Consider the following 16,641-nt stretch of genomic DNA (forward strand, 5'->3'; position numbering starts at 1 on the left):
AGTCCGCGATCGGCAGATAAACCCGGTTGCCGGCGGCGGCGAACTCCTTCGACTTCTCCGCCCGGGAAACGGGTGCCGGCGCCTCCGTTTGTGCACCCTCAACTGGGGCTGGTTTCCGTGGCAGGGTGGAGCGGGCAAGGCACAGGGGGCCAACAGAAGAGGGGGAACCGTGATCGTCTGGATCAACGGCGCGTTCGGTGCGGGGAAGACCACCACCGCACGGGAACTGATCGACCTGATCCCGAACAGCACGCTCTTCGACCCCGAGGTCATCGGCGGCACGCTCACGCACCTGCTGCCGGCCAAACGCCTCGCCGAGGTCGGTGACTTCCAGGATCTGCCGATCTGGCGGCGCCTCGTCATCGACACGGCGGCCGCGATGCTCGCCGAACTCGGCGGCACGCTCGTCGTGCCCATGACCCTGCTGCGGCAGGAGTACCGCGACGAGATCTTCGGCGGCCTCGCCGCCCGCCGGATCACGGTCCGGCATGTACTGCTCTCCCCGGCCGAAACGATCCTGCGCGAGCGAATAGCCGCCCGCGAGATACCGCAGGAGCTGACCGACGGCGAGATACGGGTCCGGCAGTGGTCGTACGCACACATAGAGCCCTACAAGGCCGCGCTCGCCTCCTGGCTCACCACCGACGCCCATCCCGTCGACAACGGCGCCCTCACCCCGTTCGAGACCGCGGCCCGGATCGCCGAGGCCGTCGGCTCGGGTGCCGTGCCCGTGTGCGACATCGTGCAGACGCCCGAACCCACCGCCGAGACCCTCGCCGCCGGCGTCCTGCTCTTCGACGAGCAGGACCGCGTGCTGCTCGTCGACCCGACCTACAAGGCCGGCTGGGAATTTCCCGGCGGCGTCGTCGAACCCGGTGAGGCGCCCGCCCGCGCCGGCATCCGCGAGGTCGCCGAGGAGACCGGGCTCCACCTGGACGACGTACTGCGCCTGCTCGTCGTCGACTGGGAGCCGCCCGCCCCTCCCGGGTACGGCGGTCTGCGCCTCCTCTTCGACGGCGGGAGCCTCGACTCCGCGGCGGCACGGGAATTGCTGCTGCCCGGCCCCGAACTGCGTGGGTGGCGTTTCGCCACCGAGGAGGAGGCCGCGGGCCTGCTGCCACCCGTCCGCTACGAGCGGCTCCGGTGGGCCCTGCGGGCTCGGGAGCGCGGGAAGGCGCTGTATCTGGAGGCGGGGGTTCCGGTCGGGGGGTGAGCCGTGCCGGGACACCTCGGCGGGGTGGCCCGGACCCGGAGGCGGGCAATTCGGTCGGGGCGCCCGTGGCAGGGCGCGGGAAACCAGGTGTCGGGCGGGGCTCCGTAGCCGGAGGAGGGCGTCGGGTGTGCGGCCGGCCGGATCCGGGCGGGGGCGTTCCGGTCGCGGGTAGGCCCGTAGCCGGGCGCGGGGCTGGGTCGCCCGGGGCGTGAGGCTACGGGCCAGGTGCTCAGCTCGCCGCGTAGTTGCGCAGGAACTCCGCCTCCGCGACCGACAGCCGCTCCAGCTCCTCGGGCGAGACGCTCTCGTTCACGGCGTGGATCTGGGCCTCCGGCTCGCTCAGGCCGATGAGCAGGATCTCCGCGCGCGGGTAGAGAGCGGCGAGGGTGTTGCACAGCGGAATCGAGCCGCCCTGGCCGGCGTACTGCATCTCCTGACCCGGGTACGCCACCGCCATCGCGTCGGCCATCGCCTGGTACGCCGGGCTGGACGTGTCCGCCCGGAACGCCTGCCCCTGGCCGATCTGCTCGGTGCTCACCCGCGCACCCCACGGCGTGTGTGCCTCGATGTGCGCCTGGAGCAGCTTGGTCGCCTCCACCGCGTCCACGCCCGGCGGCACCCGCAGGCTGACCAGCGCGCGGGCGCTCGCCTGCACGGACGGGGTGGCGCCGACGACCGGCGGGCAGTCGATGCCGAGCACGGTCACCGCCGGACGCGCCCAGATCCGGTCGGCGACCGTGCCGGACCCGATCAGCCCGACGCCGTCCAGCACCTTGGCGTCCTTGCGGAACTGCTCCTCCTCGTACTGCAGCCCCTCCCACCGCGCCTCGGAGGTCAGCCCGTCGACCGTGGTCGACCCGTCCTGCGCGCGCAGCGAGTCCAGTACGCGGATCAGCGCCGCCAGCGCGTCGGGCGCGGCACCACCGAACTGACCCGAGTGCAGGTTGCCCTCCAGCGAATCGACCCGCACCCGCAGGAGGGTCATGCCACGCAGGGTCGAGGTCACCGTCGGCAGTCCGACGCGGAAGTTGCCCGCGTCGCCGATCACGATCGTGTCGGCCTCCAGCAGCTCCGGGTGCTCCTCGGCGTACCGCTCCAGGCCACCCGTGCCCATCTCCTCCGAGCCCTCGGCTATCACCTTGACGTGCACCGGCACGCCGCCGTTGGCCTTCAGGGCGCGCAGTGCCAGCAGGTGCATGATCACGCCGCCCTTGCAGTCGGCGGCACCCCGGCCGTACCAGCGGCCGTCGCGCTCGGTCAGCTCGAAGGGCGGGGTCGTCCAGCCGGCCTCGTCCAGCGGCGGCTGCACGTCGTAGTGGGCGTACAGCAGCACGGTCTTCGCGCCCTCCGGTCCCCGCAGGTAGCCGTACACCGACTGCGTACCGTCCGGGGTGTCGAGCAGCGCCACATCCTCGAAGCCCTCGCCGCGCAGGGCGTCCGCGACCCAGCACGCCGCGCCCTCGCTCTCACTGCGCGGGAACTGGTCGAAGTCGGCCACCGACTTGAAGGCCACCAGTTCGGCGAGCTCCTCCTTCGCCCTCGGCATCAGCGAGGCGACGGTCTCGGCAACCGGATTCGACGTCATGGGCACGCTCCTCGTAGGTGCGACGTTGTACTTCTGTGTACGGGTTCTGTACGGGTCTGTCTGTACCGGACCTGTACGGTCCGGGTGGTCGGCGGCTGCCGCAGGTGCTGCACCGACCGCGTGAGTGTAGGCGCGCCCTGGTGTGCGGGGCGCATACGGTGCCGATCCTCCCACAGCGGCCTGCGGCGATCACCGCCGTAGGATGCGGGGGACAGATCGGCAGGCGGCGGATCGGGAGCAGTAGACCATCGTGAGCAGCGAGAACTCTTCGGCGGACGACGGGCAGCAGGTGTGGGACGTCGTCGTGGTGGGCGCGGGACCCGCGGGGGCCTCGGCGGCCTACGCGGCGGCGGTCGCGGGACGACGTGTACTGCTGCTGGAGAAGGCCGAACTGCCCCGTTACAAGACGTGCGGCGGCGGGATCATCGGCCCCTCGCGCGACGCCCTGCCACCCGGGTTCGAACTGCCTTTCAAGGACCGGGTGCACGCGGTCACCTTTTCCAACAACGGCCGCTTCAGCCGTACGCGGCGCTCCAAGCAGATGCTGTTCGGCCTGATCAACCGGCCCGAGTTCGACCAGCAGCTCGTCGAGCACGCCCAGAAGGCGGGCGCCGAGCTGCGTACCGGCGTCACGGTGTCGCGGGTCGAGCAGCACGGGTCGGCAGTGCCGGACCGGCGCACCGTCGCCGTCGTGCTCCAGGGCGGTGAGACGCTGCTGGCGCGGGCCGTGGTCGGTGCGGACGGCAGCGCCAGCAGGATAGGCGCGCACGTCGGGGTAAAGCTCGGCCAGGTGGATCTCGGCCTGGAGCTGGAGATCCCGGTGCCGGACACCGTCGCGGAGGACTGGAAGGGCCGGGTCCTCATCGACTGGGGGCCGATCCCGGGCAGTTACGGGTGGGTCTTCCCCAAGGGCGACACGCTCACGGTCGGCGTGATCTCGGCGCGCGGGGAAGGCGCCGCGACCAAGCGGTACTTGGAGGACTTCGTCGGACGGCTGGGACTCGCCGGCTTCGAGCCGAGCATCTCCTCCGGGCACCTGACCCGCTGCCGCGCCGACGACTCACCGCTGTCGCGCGGGCGCGTGCTGGTGTGCGGTGACGCGGCCGGGCTGCTGGAGCCGTGGACGCGGGAGGGCATCTCGTTCGCCCTGCGGTCGGGGCGGCTCGCGGGGGAGTGGGCGGTACGGATTGCGGAGGCGCACGACGCGGTGGACACGCGTCGGCAGGCCCTCAACTACGCCTTCGCCGTCAAGGCCGGGCTGGGCGTGGAGATGGCGGTCGGCAAGCGGATGCTGACGGCGTTCGAACGGCGGCCCGGGATCTTCCACGCGGCGCTCACCGGGTTCCGGCCGGCGTGGAAGGCGTTCCGGGACATCACGCGGGGCGCCACGTCGCTGGGCGAACTCGTCCGCACCCATCCGATGGCCCAGCGCGCCCTGACCGCGCTGGACCGCAGGGGTGGGGGTGGGACGGCTGGGGAGGCCGGTGCGGCGGGGGCCGGAGCGGCTGCGGGGGGTGCGGCTGCCGGCGGTACCGCTGAGGGGGGTGCCGGTGAGCGCGGCGAGGCCGGCTCCTGAGTTGCGGCTGTTCCGGCTGAGTTCCGGCTGAGTTCCGGTTGAGGTCTGCCTGGCGCCGGCCTGAGGCCGGCCTCTGCGGCGCCAGGCAGACCAGGGGTCTGTCGCGGTCGGCGGCGTCAGTCTTTGAGGCCCGTCTGCGGTCCGTGGCGCTCGGCGAGCTCAGCTTCTGAGGTTCGTGGGGCTTGTCGCGTTCGTGTAGGTGATCGCGAAGACAGGGTGGTCGGGGGCGATACGGCGCAGCTCCTCGTCGGAGGAGCTGGGGCCGACGCCGTTGAAGAAGACGCCCACTTCGGCTTTCCAGCGCTTGAGGTAGGCACGCAGGAGCGCGGGCTTGTCGTCGTCGCCGACCTCGGTCGCGGCGAAGGTGTCCACGTTCTTGCCGAGCCACAGCTCCCCGCCGCCCGCGACACGCATGTTGTGCGTCCACTGGACGTGGCCACGGGGCGCGACGAGGTACTGCCGGCCGTCGACCGTCAGCAGATTGACGGGGGTGGTGCGCAAGGCGCCGCTCTTGCGGCCGCGGACGGCGAGGACGCGGGAGCCCCAGATGCTGATGCCGCGGCGGGTCAGCCAGGCGACCGCCCGGTTGAAGACGTTGACGGTGAACCAGCCGGGCTTCTGGACATGCGTGGACATGAGGGGCTCCTGGTGGGAAGGGAGAGCGGTGCTCTCGCTCTCGCTTGGGCTAGTTTGCGGGCGAGCGGCGCTCTAAAGCAAGAGCAGTGCTCTGCTTTGTGTGCGGCGCTCTTGGATTGAGGTGATGGACGGGCGGCGGGGCCGGGGGTGAGGTGGAGAGGAGTGGCGTGTGAGTCCCCCGTGAGTCCCGCGTTAGTGGGTTCCGCGCTCCGGGGGCTCTGAGAGCACTGCTCCAATTTATGCGCGCCGATCCACCCCGAGAGCATCGCTCACTATCGTGTGCAGTGCTCCAAAACATGGAAAACTCTTCCCATGACCACCAGCAGCACCCCACTCGGCGCCCGGGCCCGCGCCAGGATCGAAGTCACCGAAGCCATCAAGGACGAGGCTCGCAGACAGCTCGCGGCCGAGGGCGCGGCCAAGCTCTCCCTGCGCGCCGTGGCCCGCGAACTCGGCATGGTCTCCTCGGCCGTCTACCGATACTTCCCCAGCCGCGACGACCTCCTCACCGCGCTCATCATCGACGCCTACGACTCCCTGGGCGCCGCCGCCGAGGCCGCGCACGGCGAGGTGGCGGACGCCGGCCCGGTGGAGCGTTGGATGCGGGTGTGCGAGGCCGTGCGTGGTTGGGCGTTGACGCATCCGCACGAGTACGCGTTGATCTACGGCTCCCCGGTCCCCGGTTACACCGCGCCCCAGACCACCGTCCCGTCCGCCGCGCGGGTCGGGTACCTGCTCCTCGGCATCGCCCGGGACGCGCACGGAGGGCTGGGTGTGGCGAAGCCACGGCTGGCGAAGGAACTGCGGCCGGAGGCGGTACGGATGGCCGCCGATCTCGCACCCGATCTGCCGCCCGAGGTGGTGGTGACGCTGGTGGCGGCGTGGGCGCAGTTGTACGGGCTGGTGGGTTTCGAGGTGTTCGGGCAGTTCACCAGGGTCGTGGAGGACCGCGAACCCTTCTTCCGCCAAGCGGTCGGCCAACTCGCCCGGACCGTGGGCCTCGTGTACCCGCAGGAGGGCGCTGCGGCGCAGTCCCGCCCGGGCGCCGGAGGCGGCGGCAAGGGCAGCAGGCCGGGGTCCTGAAGCGGCGGCGCAGGCCGGCAACCCGCCGAGTCCGCCATGCCCCGGTCCCGTACCCATCGCGTTGGTCGGCGCACCTGCGGCGGAGGGGCTGGCCAGAACCAATTCGACGGCACGGAGCGCTGGCCTATGCGCAACGCTGAGGCGCGGGTAACGCTGGGAGTGACTGCCGCATGGGAGCGACTTGACAGACGCTCGTCATGGGCGAGCGGCCGACTCGGACCTAGCGTGCCCGACGGGTCGGCACAGTCCCTGCGACTCTCCCGGCTGCGCTCGCGCGGGTGCGCCCCACGGCGCGTGGCTGCGGGGCGCCTTTGGGGTTCAGTCGACCTGCTCCCCGTCGTGCGTACCGCCCTTGCAGCGGTTGTCCGCCAGATCGGGCGTTCCGCCGCCCTGCCTGCACTCAGAAGGGGTGACGTCGGATGGGGCACCCTGTGCGGTGGCGGCGCCCGTGAGGCCGAGTCCGGCGAGGGCTGCCGTGGCGATGACGGCGGCGAGGGTTCGTCGAATGCGCATTTGGTTCGCCTTTCACGGATTGCCTCGGTTGGGGCACTAACCAGCTTTATGTTCACCCAAGTGGGTGGCACGTCTTATTGGGCCATTCGGGTGACGGTGCTGTCGGGTGGGGGTCGGTGACGCGACCCGCGGACAGGCCCTGGAACGAAGAGACCACCCCGGCCGGACGGTTGGTCTTTCGTTGCGGCCGAGGGGGCAGCGTCCGCAACCGGCCCATGCTAAGAGTCGTGTTGACCTGCAGAAACGCGCCCTTGGACGGTGTCCTACGTGGTGAGGCGTTGTCGGTCTCGTCATGGGGCGGGGTACATGGAGTTGGACTGTTCCGGGCGGATTGTAGGAGATTGCGAAGCCATTGATCCCCGCCGTCGAAGGTGCGGCCTCAGGGTGAAGTGACGCGGGACATTTCTGATGAGACCCTGTTCGCGGCCATCGTCGCGGTTACTCAGCGCGGCCCCCGGGTGCCCAGGACGGGCGGGGGAGAGGATGCGACGCTGGAGTGAGGGGCCCGTGAGTGAAGGTCCGAGTGCGCCTCATCAGGTCCCCAGCCCTCTCCTTCGGCCTGGCGACCATGTCCCGGTGCGACTCAATGGATGCGACGCAGAATCGTGCGGTCAGTCTGTGAGCGCGCCGGCCGGCGGCACCACTCACCGATCGTCGCCAGGCGGCCTACCGCGAGGATCCGGCCCGCCGGGACCAGGACCGCGCGACCAACCCGGAAGGCAGGTGCGTCCCATGCGCACGTCGACCCGTATCGCCGGTGCCCTCACCGGCCTGACCCTCACCCTCGGCGGTGCGGTCCTCGCAGCTCCCGCGGTCCGGGCCGACATCCCCGCCTGTACAAGGATGGCCGAACTGGCCGGTGCCACCGCTTCCGACGCCGTCACAGCGGCTTGCAGCCGTGGCGTGGTTGGAGACCTGCAGGCTTGTGTGACCGGGCTGACCGGGGCCGGAGTTGCGGGCGGCGCCGCGACCGGTGCCTGCCGGGCGGCGGCCCACGAACCGCGTTAGAGGACCGCACGCGGCAGCCGCCCCCCGGTACCGGTTGGAGGCAGGTGCGGCCCGTCTCCTCCTCAACCCCCAACCTGCCCGGACACAACGCGGCCCCGGTTGGCTGTCTCGACCGCCAAGCACATCGACGTCCCTACGCTCCTACCGAGGCGCACGCGATGTACCGATGCGGCCGGTCGAGGTCGGTGACGTCGGGCCTCTCCGGGGCCGGGCAGTCACCGCCCGGGCGCGGCGCCCAGCCTCGCCTCGCGGGCCTCATGCCGAGCGCCCATGCTGAGTAAGAGGGCGCCGTCTTCTTGAGACTTGTCCTTCCCGAAGGCCGAACGAAGGCGCCTGAGAGGAGGAGGAAGTCATGCGCATGCGAAGAATCCTGGGTCTCGCCCTGGCCGCGGCAACCCTTGCCGGGGTGAGCGCCTTCGGCGCTGTCAGCGCCGGGGCCGTCTCGCCTCCGAACATCTCCAGAGACGACTGCATGGCCGCCGGCGGCCAGATCGTTTCACGCCCCTACGCCGGCGACGCCTGCGCGCTGCCTGACGGGACCACGCCGGCGATCACTTGACCGTTCGGCGCACGGCTGGGCAATCAGTCCGGCCGAGCAGCGGTTTTCAACGACAAGCACTCGAAACAAATGGGTGCCGCCTGACCAGAACTCAATGCTCGCCTTCAACCCGCTGGCCGACCGGCGTGGTCTCCACCGCGAAGCCGTGGCCGGCGTCATCGAGCAGTTCCAGATGCCAGGCAGCTCGTGCCTGTCGGCTCGCGAGCGGCGGCGATGTCAGACAACGAGCCTTGGTGGTCACTCCGTTCGTCAACACTCACTCGGTTTGCCTGTTCCAGCTGACGTAGCCGGTGGGCTGCTGCTTTGCGGACGCGGCGGGTTCGTCCGTGCTCGGCGAGCAGTCGGAGGGCGTCGGGGGTGGTCACGAGCTGTGTGGTCGCGGCCGTGCGCTGGAACCAGTCGGTCGCTCCGGTGACCGCCTGCGCGGTCCACGGTTCGCCCAGGACGATCGATCTGGCAGGGACGAGGCCGACGAGGTCGTGGAACGCCAGCAGCGAGGATGGTGGATGGGAACCGTTGCAAAAGCCCTGCTGTGCGCGACCGTGGACGTATCGAGCTCATGGCCAGGCTCTGTGAGAGGTGCTGGAACATCCTCGCCGATCAGATGGCCGCAGTCGATGGGGCTACAGCCGCCCCTCGACCGCGTGCGCGACCTCAACCCGCAGGTGAAGTCGCTGCTGGGTCAGCCTGGCCTTGGCGGAATTCCCCGCCAAGTGTGAGCACGTGACGCCGGCGCACCGCATGATGTGCGTCTTCGAAGGTGACGAGCCATAGGGGCCCGACCCCCGACCCTCTGCCCGAGGCACCTCCGACTTCGCTGCGTGGATGTACTTCCGCGGGAGTACCCGTGATCACGCCGCACGGCTGACGCCGTCCGCCGCGGGCGCGGTCTAGCGTGGCGGGCATGGAAGAGCAGTGGGGACCTCGCGGCAGGTGGTGGCGCCATGGGCCGCCCTGGCGCGGCCGCTGGAGCGACGAGCGGCGGGCCCGCTGGGACGACGAGCACCCGGGTCCCTGGGACGGGGAGTCACGGGATCGCCGGGACGCCGAGCTGCGGGATCGCTGGGGCGACGACCGGCAGCGAGGTCAGCGGGGAAGCGAACGGCAGCGAGGTCCTAGGGGAAGCGACCCGTCGCGTGGGCACGGGGGCGCTGACCAGTCGCGAGGGCGTTGGGGTGGTGGGTCGGGTGGGCGGTGGCCGTGGGGTTCCACCGTGCTGCTCACCGTCTTCGTGCTCGTCGGTTCCCAATTCGCCGCGCAAGCGCAGGAGGGGCAGCGGGCGGCCCTCGACCCCTTCGCGCGCGTGCTGCTCGCGGTGGCGGCGGGGTTGCTGCTGTGGCGGCAGCGGTTCCCGGTGGTCGTGGTGTTCGGGAACGCCGTGGCCGTCGCGGTGTATCTGGGCGCCGGGTATCCGTACGGGCCTGTGCTGTTCACGGTTGCCGTGGCCTGCTTCAGCGCGATCGTCGCGGGGCACCGCAAGGCGGCCTGGGCGGCGCTGGGGATGCTGTGGGCGGCGCATGTGCTCGTCGCGCACTGGCTGTACCGGTGGCTGCCGCCCTCCGGGGACGCGCCGGTCGCGTGGACCCAGGAAATCGTGATCGCCACCTGGGTGGTGGCGGTCGTGGCGTTGTCGGAGCTGGTACGCACCCGGCGTGAGCAGTGGGCGCGGGAGCGGGCCGAGCGGGCGCAGGCGGCGCGGCGGCGGGCGGACGAGGAGCGGTTGCGGATCGCCCGCGAACTGCACGACGTCCTCGCGCACAGCATCTCCGTGATCAACGTGCAGGCGGGCGTCGGTCTCGCGCTCCTCGACAGCGATCCGGAGCAGGCGCGCACCGCGCTCACCACCATCAAGGACGCCAGCAAGGAGGCGCTCGGCGAGGTCCGCCAGGTGCTCGACACCCTGCGCACGCCGGGGGACGCGCCGCGCGCCCCCGCGCCCGGCCTGGACCGGCTGCCCGAGCTGGTCGAACAGGCGGCGAGCGCCGGACTGACGGTGACGGTCGACGGTGAGGCGCCCCGCTTGCCGCCCGGCACGGACCTCGCCGCGTTCCGGATCGTCCAGGAGGCCCTCACCAACGTCGTACGGCACTCCGGGTCCCGGCACGCGCGCGTGCAGCTGGATCACAGCGGTGGCGCGCTGCGCCTGCGTATCGACGACGACGGGCCCGCGACAGAGGCCGACGCGGGGGGCAGTGGGAACGGACTGGCCGGCATGCGGGAACGGGCCGCCGCGCTCGGTGGCACGATCGAGGCGGGACCCCGGACCGACGGCGGCTTCCGCGTCCTCGCGACACTGCCGCTCACGAGGAAGGACGACGACCGGTGATCCGTGTGACGCTCGCCGACGACCAGGCACTGGTCCGGGCCGGCTTCAAGGCGCTGCTGGACGCGCAGCCGGACATCCAGGTCGCCGGCGAGGCCTGCGACGGCGAGGAGGCGCTGCGCGCCGTGCGCGAACTGCGGCCCGACGTGGTTCTGATGGACATCCGCATGCCCGTCCTCGACGGGCTCGCCGCGACCCGCCGTATCACCGAGGACGCGGCCCTGAGGGACGTGAAGGTGGTCATGCTGACCACGTTCGAGCTGGACGAGTACGTCTTCGAGGCGATCCGCTCCGGCGCCTCCGGCTTCCTGGTCAAGGACACCGAACCGGACGAACTCCTGCGCGCGGTACGGGCGGTGGTGGCGGGCGACGCGCTGCTCTCACCCGGTGTGACACGGCGGCTGATCGCGGAGTTCGCGGCCCGTTCCAAGGAGCCCGCGGCCGCCGGCGCCCTCGCCGGCCTCACCGAGCGGGAACGGGAGGTGATGGCGCTGGTCGGCATCGGCCTGTCCAACGAGGAGATCGCCCGCCGTCTGGTCGTCAGCCCACTGACCGCGAAGACGCACGTCAGCCGCACGATGGTGAAGCTGGGCGCACGGGACCGGGCCCAACTGGTCGTGCTGGCCTACGAGTCGGGGCTGGTGCGGCCTGGCTGGCTCGGCTGACCCGCCTGCCGGAAGCGGACGAGGACGGCGACCACCCGTACGACGAACAGCGCCGATCCGAGGACCGGTCCCGTCCGGACCAGTGCAGACTCCACCACGCGCGGCAGATCGAAGAGCCACGCCGGACCGGCGACCGCCCCGAGGACCACCACCGCCGCGAACGCCGCGCTGCACAGCGCGTATCCGATCTCGACGGTGATCGCGTCGCGCTCGGCCGGCGTCCGCCGTCCCCCGTAGCTCTCCATGACCGCATCAAACATGCGTGCGCCCGGCGGAGCAAGCAGGCCCCGCCGGGCGCACTCCGGAGACGTCCCCCTGATCGCGGACCGGCATCGGCTCCGCGCGAGTCGCGAAGCAGTCCCGGCGCCACCAGTCGTGACCAGGGCCCGGCGCCATCATTCGGGGCGCGGTGCCACAAGCCGCGAGTCCGGCCCGGCCACGGCACTCGGGAGCCGGGACCGGCTCCGCCAGGCCGGGGCCGGTCCCGGCCGCGCCACCCGCGAACCGAGCCCCGCTCCACTAGTCGCGGACCGGTACCCGACCCGCGTCCGTCTCCTTCCACCATGGAGCGGGCGCCGGACTGGGCGACCACCACCGTCTGCTGTGCCCGCTCCGTGCGACGCGGCCCCGACACTGCGATCGGCAGTCCGGCGACGGCGATGCCCGTCACCGCGATCAGACCGGTCCGGTAGCTGTCCTGGACGGCCTGCGGTCTGGGGTCCGCCGGGGCGCCCGCGGTCACCACCGCCGTGACCACGGCCGGGAAGATCGCGCCGCCGACCCGCACGGACGTGTTGAGCAGTGCAGAGCACGAGAAGGGTGCCCCACAGCCGCGGGGCCACCGTATGCGAATGCCCGAATGTATGTGCATTTAATGCCGGTGCAATGAATTTGCTTCTCTGCTACGGTGCGGTCATGGCGGCGAAGAAGGCCGAGCAGGCGCTTGAGGAGCAGTGGCGGGACATCCTGGGGCTGCACGCGCGCACGCAGTGTGAGATAGACCGTGCACTGCATCAACACGGCCTGTGCGCCAGCGACTTCGAGGTGCTCGACGTGCTCGCCGCCGGCTCCACGGCCGGCACCGGCTCCTGTGCCCTGCGGGTCCAGGAGATCTCCGAGCGGGTCCACCTCAGCCAGAGCGCGCTGTCCCGGCTGATCGCCCGGCTGGAGAAGGACGGGCTCCTGGAGCGCGCGATGTGCCCCGAGGACCGGCGCGGCGTCCGCGTGGCGCTCACTGTGAAGGGGCGCGAGCTGCACGGCGAGGTGCTGCCGGTGCAGCGGGCGGTGCTGACCCGGATGCTGACGGACTGACCCCCGGCCGGATGGGGCGTCAGCTCCACACGATCCCGGACTTCTCCCGCCACAGATCCGCCGGCGCGGTGTCCCCGTCGATCCTGGGGAACGGCAGCCGGTTCCAGAGCGACAGATAGAGCTGTACGGCCGGCCCGCCGATCTCGCAGTCGGCGGCACCGGCGTCGCCCCGCTCGGTCACCGGCGGTTCCGCGGACAGCCGTACGGTCCACACCGCGTCGTCCCTGTCGGTCGCCCGCACCCGCAGCACCCGTGGCTTCTCGGTGCGCACGGCACTCTTGCGGCGCGCATGGAAGCCGCGCAGCAGCTCGTCGATGCCGTCCACCGCGAACTCGGGGGCGATCTCCGCGCCCGTACCGCCGCGTGCCGCCTCCGCGTCGACGCGGAGCACGGTCGTCTCGTGCGCCTGCCGCCGTGCCCAGCACGCCAGCGGGGACGGCGCGGGCAGCACCTGCCAGCACCGCACGTCGGCAGGGGCGGCGGCGAGCGTGTCGACGAGCCGGCGGTGCCCTTCCTCGTACCAGTTCAGCAGGTCCTCGCCGTCCAGGCCGGGCAGTTCACCGCCAGGCTGGTAGGAGGTCCGCGCCTCGGCGACGAAGGCGCACGCCCAGCGATGCACCATGCCCGTGTGCCGCAGCAGGTCCCTGACCTCCCAGTCCGGGCAGGTCGGCACCTTGGCGCCGGTCCCGGCCTCGGCGGCGGCCGTGGCGAGCAACCGGCCCTCGCGGTCGAGGGTGTCGATGAAGTCGGCGGTCTCCATGCGGGTGAGTCTGCCGTACGGAGACGGCGCACGGGGGAGTCGGGGCACCTGTCCGGTGGCTCTGCCCATGTCCGTATGTCCGGCAGGGAGACTTCCGGGCGCCGCGCGGGGTGCTCGGCACCCTCACCCGCCACCGGCCTTGCGTGTGGCGACGCCGATCACCGCGGCGATCCCCGCCAGTGCCGCCACGCTGGTCAGCGCCGTCGGGAGGGAGAACCAGTCGGCCATGAACCCGATGGCGGGCGGGCCGAGGAGCATGCCGCCGTACCCGAGTGTCGAGGCGGTGGCGACGCCGCTGGGGCCGGCGAGCGCGCCCGCGCGTTCCACGGCGACGGGGAAGAGGTTGGCGAGACCGAGTCCGGCGATCGCGAAGCCCAGGAGCGCCGCCCACAGGGAGTTCGCGAGCGCGCCGACCAGCATTCCGGCCGCGGCGGTCGCGCCGCCGGCGACGACGGTACGGGTGCGGCCGAGGCGTTCGAGCAGTGCCGTCCCGCTCAGTCGGCCCACCGTCATGGCGAGGGCGAAACAGGAGTAGCCCACCGCCGCCACTCCGGCCGAGGCGTCCAGGTCCTGTTCCAGGTGCAGGGCACCCCAGTCCGCCAGCGCGCCTTCGCCGTAGGCCGTGCACAGGGCGATGAGGCCGAAGACGAACACGAGGCCCCTGGTGCGGGGGGCCATCCGGCGGCGGGCCTCGGCGTCGTGGGTGATCCGCTCCGGTGGCGCCGGCGGTTCGATGCGCAGCAGCGCCGGTCCCGCCAGGGCGGTGACCAGCAGGCCGACGACCGTGAGTCCGAGCAGATGCCGGGTGGGGGAGAGGGACCGCGCGACCAGCGCGCCGAGGCCGGCGCCGACCATGCCGCCGAGGCTGAAGGCGGCGTGGAAACTCGGCATCACCGGGCGCCGCAGCGCGGTGACGAGGTCGACGGCGGCGCTGTTGAAGGCGACGTTGATGCCGCCGTAGGCCGCGCCGAAGAACAGGAGGACGGCGCCGAGGGCCGCGGCGGAGTGGGTGAGCGGCGGCAGGGCGACGCTGAGGGAGAGCAGGACCGCGCAGACCACGGTCACCGGGTGGCTGCCGAAGCGGCGGCACAGGCGTCCGGTGAGTGTCATCGTGACCACCGCGCCGGCGGAGACGCAGAGCAGGGCCAGTCCGAGGGTGCTGGCGGTGGCGTCGGTCTGCTCCTTGATCGCGGGGATGCGGACGACCCAGCCCGCGAAGATGAAGCCGTCGAGGGCGAAGAAGGTGGTCAGGGCGATGCGGAGGCGGGTGAGGTCGTTGCCCTTGCCCGGCACGGCGTTGTGCGAGCGGAGTTTGTTTATTTGCGGCACAAAGTGAGGTTAGGTCGGTGACGGGGAGGGAGGCAAGGGCAGGGGGAGCAGCGGGAGGGGTATCAGGGGCTCGACGTGGCCTGATGGCACGCAGTCGCTCCCCGGCGCCGGTCAGCCCGCGTTGGCGCGCGACCCGGTCACTGCGCCCGTGGTGGTCGCGCAGCGGGAGCGGTCCTCGGCATGTGCCAGCGCAGCAGGTCCGGGGCCAGATGGCGGAGGTCGGCGTGGAGCAGGCTCACCAGCCCGCGGCCGTGAGTGCGCGCCGCGGCGCGCAGGTCGAGGTCGACGTCGACGCCCGCCCCGGCCCAGTCCCCGGCACCGCGGCGGGCGGTCGCGGTATCGATCATCGAGTGCGGCACGGCGAACTCGCGCACGCGCAGCCAGAGGGAAAGGCGGGGTTCGCCGTTCGCGGTGGGAGGGCGCATCAGCACTCACCTTGCGCGGGCGGGGCCCCAATCTGCCAAGGGAGTGAGTCGTCATCGCCGGTGTGCGCAACGCCGCCTCGATCAGGCCGCCACGTCTTTTCGACCGGGCCGGCCGGAGAACCCCACGCGACCACCCGGTGAATGATCGCAACGACGGTGTGGTTAGCATATGAGCGCCACCTAGCTCGAAAGATAGGCCCGTGACGATCAACGACGACTCGTTCACCAACTGGAAGAACCGCGAGGAGATCGCGGAGTCGATGATTCCGATCATCGGGAAGCTGCACCGCGAGCGGGACGTCACCGTCCTGCTGCACAGCCGCTCCTTGGTGAACAAGTCGGTCATCAGCATCCTCAAGGCCCACCGCTTCGCCCGCCAGATCGCCGGCGCGGAGCTCTCGGTCACCGAGACGATGCCCTTCCTGCAGGCGCTGACCACCCTCGACCTCGGCCCGTCCCAGATCGACATCGGCATGCTCGCGGCCACGTACACGGCCGACGACCGCGGCCTGAGCGTCGAGGAGTTCACCGCCGAGGCCGTCGCCGGCGCCACCGGTGACGACCGGGCCGAGCGCCGCGAGCCGCGCGACGTCGTCCTCTACGGCTTCGGCCGCATCGGCCGCCTCGTCGCCCGTCTGCTGATCGAGAAGGCCGGCTCCGGCAACGGCCTGCGGCTGCGCGCCGTGGTGGTCCGGGGCGGCGGCGACCAGGACATCGTCAAGCGGGCCTCGCTGCTGCGCCGGGACTCCATCCACGGTCAGTTCCAGGGCACGATCACCGTCGACGAGGCGAGCAGCACGATCTTCGCCAACGGCAACGAGATCAAAGTGATCTACTCCGACGACCCGACGTCGGTGGACTACACGGCGTACGGCATCAAGAACGCCATCCTCATCGACAACACCGGCAGGTGGCGGGACCGTGAGGGCCTGTCCAGGCACCTGCAGCCGGGTATCGCCAAGGTGGTGCTGACCGCCCCCGGCAAGGGCGACGTGCCCAACATCGTGCACGGCGTCAACCACGACATGCTCAAGCCGGACGAGACCGTCCTGTCCTGCGCGTCCTGCACCACGAACGCGATCGTCCCGCCGCTGAAGGCGATGGACGACGAGTTCGGTGTGCTGCGCGGCCACGTGGAGACCGTCCACTCGTTCACCAACGACCAGAACCTGCTGGACAACTACCACAAGGCCGACCGCCGCGGCCGCTCCGCGCCGCTGAACATGGTCATCACCGAGACCGGCGCCGCCTCCGCCGTCGCCAAGGCGCTGCCCGACCTCAAGGCGAAGATCACCGGCAGCTCGATCCGCGTCCCCGTGCCGGACGTCTCGATCGCGATCCTCAACCTCCAACTCGCCCGCGAGACCACCCGCGAGGAGGTCCTCGACCACCTCCGTGAGGTGTCGCTGACCTCGCCGCTCAAGCGCCAGATCGACTTCACCAGCGCCCCCGACGCGGTCTCCAGCGACTTCATCGGCTCGCGCCACGCCTCGATCGTCGACGCCGGCGCCACCAAGGTCGAGGGCGACAACGCGATCCTCTACCTCTGGTACGACAACGAGTTCGGCTACTCCTGCCAGGTCGTCCGCGTCGTCCAGTACGTCTCCGGCGTCGAGTACCCGACCTACCCGGCACCGGTCGCCTGACCGACCGCA

The 16,641-nt window shown here is 71.5% G+C and carries 15 protein-coding genes and 4 pseudogenes; 10 read left to right on the forward strand and 9 right to left on the reverse strand.

Annotated features, from left to right (window positions below; all coding sequences use genetic code 11):
* Nucleotides 1-169: 169 nt before the first annotated feature.
* Nucleotides 170-1,213, forward strand: a complete 1,044-nt coding sequence (locus AB0O67_RS00005) for an NUDIX domain-containing protein (RefSeq protein WP_365443445.1) — start codon at nt 170-172, stop codon at nt 1,211-1,213.
* Nucleotides 1,214-1,442: 229 nt separating this feature from the next.
* Here AB0O67_RS00005 and AB0O67_RS00010 read toward each other — a convergent pair whose 3' ends face one another.
* A complete protein-coding gene (locus AB0O67_RS00010) occupies nt 1,443-2,798 on the reverse strand; it encodes a dipeptidase (protein WP_365443448.1) in 1,356 nt (451 codons plus the stop codon).
* Between the two features lie 250 nt (nt 2,799-3,048).
* Here AB0O67_RS00010 and AB0O67_RS00015 point away from each other — a divergent pair, with 250 nt between their 5' ends.
* Nucleotides 3,049-4,374, forward strand: coding sequence for a geranylgeranyl reductase family protein (locus AB0O67_RS00015; RefSeq protein WP_365443451.1), 1,326 nt, complete (start codon nt 3,049-3,051; stop codon nt 4,372-4,374).
* Between the two features lie 159 nt (nt 4,375-4,533).
* On the opposite strand, the gene AB0O67_RS00020 is transcribed toward AB0O67_RS00015, so the two are convergent.
* A complete protein-coding gene (locus AB0O67_RS00020) occupies nt 4,534-5,010 on the reverse strand; it encodes a nitroreductase/quinone reductase family protein (RefSeq protein WP_365443454.1) in 477 nt (158 codons plus the stop codon).
* 312 nt (nt 5,011-5,322) lie between these two features.
* Here AB0O67_RS00020 and AB0O67_RS00025 point away from each other — a divergent pair, with 312 nt between their 5' ends.
* Nucleotides 5,323-6,093, forward strand: coding sequence for a TetR/AcrR family transcriptional regulator (locus AB0O67_RS00025; protein ID WP_365443457.1), 771 nt, complete (start codon nt 5,323-5,325; stop codon nt 6,091-6,093).
* A 318-nt stretch (nt 6,094-6,411) separates the two neighbouring features.
* Here AB0O67_RS00025 and AB0O67_RS00030 read toward each other — a convergent pair whose 3' ends face one another.
* Complete coding sequence (locus AB0O67_RS00030; RefSeq protein ID WP_365443460.1) at nt 6,412-6,606, reverse strand: hypothetical protein; 195 nt, start codon at nt 6,604-6,606, stop codon at nt 6,412-6,414.
* Between the two features lie 340 nt (nt 6,607-6,946).
* Between AB0O67_RS00030 and AB0O67_RS00035 the strand changes: the two are divergent.
* The 3 genes and pseudogenes from AB0O67_RS00035 to AB0O67_RS00045 all read left to right on the forward strand — a co-directional run.
* Nucleotides 6,947-7,046 (forward strand): annotated as a pseudogene (locus tag AB0O67_RS00035) (IS5/IS1182 family transposase); the annotation flags it as partial.
* A gap of 292 nt (nt 7,047-7,338) precedes the next feature.
* On the forward strand, nt 7,339-7,614 hold the full coding sequence (locus AB0O67_RS00040; protein ID WP_365443463.1) for a hypothetical protein: 276 nt from the start codon (nt 7,339-7,341) through the stop codon (nt 7,612-7,614).
* Between the two features lie 352 nt (nt 7,615-7,966).
* Nucleotides 7,967-8,173: a hypothetical protein gene (locus tag AB0O67_RS00045; protein ID WP_365443466.1), complete on the forward strand. Its 207-nt coding sequence runs from the start codon at nt 7,967-7,969 to the stop codon at nt 8,171-8,173.
* A gap of 91 nt (nt 8,174-8,264) precedes the next feature.
* Here the strand turns inward: AB0O67_RS00045 and AB0O67_RS00050 are convergent, their stop codons facing one another.
* Nucleotides 8,265-8,414: a hypothetical protein gene (locus AB0O67_RS00050; RefSeq protein WP_365443469.1), complete on the reverse strand. Its 150-nt coding sequence runs from the start codon at nt 8,412-8,414 to the stop codon at nt 8,265-8,267.
* A 951-nt stretch (nt 8,415-9,365) separates the two neighbouring features.
* Between AB0O67_RS00050 and AB0O67_RS00055 the strand changes: the two are divergent.
* Together AB0O67_RS00055 and AB0O67_RS00060 are read left to right on the forward strand one after the other, a co-directional pair.
* A pseudogene (locus AB0O67_RS00055) lies at nt 9,366-10,499 on the forward strand (sensor histidine kinase); the annotation flags it as partial.
* Nucleotides 10,496-11,161, forward strand: coding sequence for a response regulator transcription factor (locus AB0O67_RS00060; protein WP_365443472.1), 666 nt, complete (start codon nt 10,496-10,498; stop codon nt 11,159-11,161). The pseudogene AB0O67_RS00055 and the gene AB0O67_RS00060, both read left to right, overlap by 4 nt.
* Here the strand turns inward: AB0O67_RS00060 and AB0O67_RS00065 are convergent.
* Both AB0O67_RS00065 and AB0O67_RS00070 read right to left on the reverse strand, forming a co-directional pair.
* Nucleotides 11,122-11,406, reverse strand: coding sequence for a DUF6332 family protein (locus AB0O67_RS00065; protein ID WP_365443475.1), 285 nt, complete (start codon nt 11,404-11,406; stop codon nt 11,122-11,124). The two genes, AB0O67_RS00060 and AB0O67_RS00065, sit on opposite strands and share 40 nt — an antisense overlap.
* A 274-nt stretch (nt 11,407-11,680) precedes the next feature.
* Nucleotides 11,681-11,963 (reverse strand): annotated as a pseudogene (locus tag AB0O67_RS00070) (MFS transporter); the annotation flags it as partial.
* Between the two features lie 113 nt (nt 11,964-12,076).
* Here AB0O67_RS00070 and AB0O67_RS00075 point away from each other — a divergent pair.
* The gene (locus AB0O67_RS00075; RefSeq protein ID WP_365443478.1) at nt 12,077-12,472 is read left to right on the forward strand and encodes a MarR family transcriptional regulator; all 396 of its coding nucleotides are present in this window, start codon (nt 12,077-12,079) and stop codon (nt 12,470-12,472) included.
* A gap of 19 nt (nt 12,473-12,491) precedes the next feature.
* Here AB0O67_RS00075 and AB0O67_RS00080 read toward each other — a convergent pair whose 3' ends face one another.
* The 3 genes and pseudogenes from AB0O67_RS00080 to AB0O67_RS00090 all read right to left on the reverse strand — a co-directional run.
* The gene (locus AB0O67_RS00080; protein WP_365443481.1) at nt 12,492-13,232 is read right to left on the reverse strand and encodes a maleylpyruvate isomerase family mycothiol-dependent enzyme; all 741 of its coding nucleotides are present in this window, start codon (nt 13,230-13,232) and stop codon (nt 12,492-12,494) included.
* Nucleotides 13,233-13,355: 123 nt separating this feature from the next.
* Entirely contained in the window at nt 13,356-14,525 is a 1,170-nt protein-coding gene (locus AB0O67_RS00085; RefSeq protein WP_365443733.1) for an MFS transporter, read from the reverse strand.
* A 200-nt stretch (nt 14,526-14,725) separates the two neighbouring features.
* A pseudogene (locus tag AB0O67_RS00090) lies at nt 14,726-14,986 on the reverse strand (hypothetical protein); the annotation flags it as partial.
* Nucleotides 14,987-15,186: 200 nt separating this feature from the next.
* Between AB0O67_RS00090 and AB0O67_RS00095 the strand changes: the two are divergent.
* A complete protein-coding gene (locus AB0O67_RS00095; protein WP_365443484.1) occupies nt 15,187-16,632 on the forward strand; it encodes a glyceraldehyde-3-phosphate dehydrogenase in 1,446 nt (481 codons plus the stop codon).
* Nucleotides 16,633-16,641 lie beyond the last annotated feature (9 nt).

This window comes from Streptomyces sp. NPDC086077, from assembly GCF_040686175.1.
Taxonomy (GTDB): domain Bacteria; phylum Actinomycetota; class Actinomycetes; order Streptomycetales; family Streptomycetaceae; genus Streptomyces.

What these genes read in the sequence shown, in the direction of transcription:
- AB0O67_RS00010 (WP_365443448.1), bottom strand. Translation starts at nt 2,798, where the DNA reads ATGACGTCGAATCCGGTTGCCGAGACCGTCGCCTCGCTGATGCCGAGG.
- AB0O67_RS00020 (WP_365443454.1), bottom strand. Translation starts at nt 5,010, where the DNA reads ATGTCCACGCATGTCCAGAAGCCCGGCTGGTTCACCGTCAACGTCTTC.
- AB0O67_RS00025 (WP_365443457.1), top strand. Translation starts at nt 5,323, where the DNA reads ATGACCACCAGCAGCACCCCACTCGGCGCCCGGGCCCGCGCCAGGATC.
- AB0O67_RS00030 (WP_365443460.1), bottom strand. Translation starts at nt 6,606, where the DNA reads ATGCGCATTCGACGAACCCTCGCCGCCGTCATCGCCACGGCAGCCCTC.
- AB0O67_RS00040 (WP_365443463.1), top strand. Translation starts at nt 7,339, where the DNA reads ATGCGCACGTCGACCCGTATCGCCGGTGCCCTCACCGGCCTGACCCTC.
- AB0O67_RS00045 (WP_365443466.1), top strand. Translation starts at nt 7,967, where the DNA reads ATGCGCATGCGAAGAATCCTGGGTCTCGCCCTGGCCGCGGCAACCCTT.
- AB0O67_RS00065 (WP_365443475.1), bottom strand. Translation starts at nt 11,406, where the DNA reads ATGGAGAGCTACGGGGGACGGCGGACGCCGGCCGAGCGCGACGCGATC.
- AB0O67_RS00075 (WP_365443478.1), top strand. Translation starts at nt 12,077, where the DNA reads ATGGCGGCGAAGAAGGCCGAGCAGGCGCTTGAGGAGCAGTGGCGGGAC.
- AB0O67_RS00080 (WP_365443481.1), bottom strand. Translation starts at nt 13,232, where the DNA reads ATGGAGACCGCCGACTTCATCGACACCCTCGACCGCGAGGGCCGGTTG.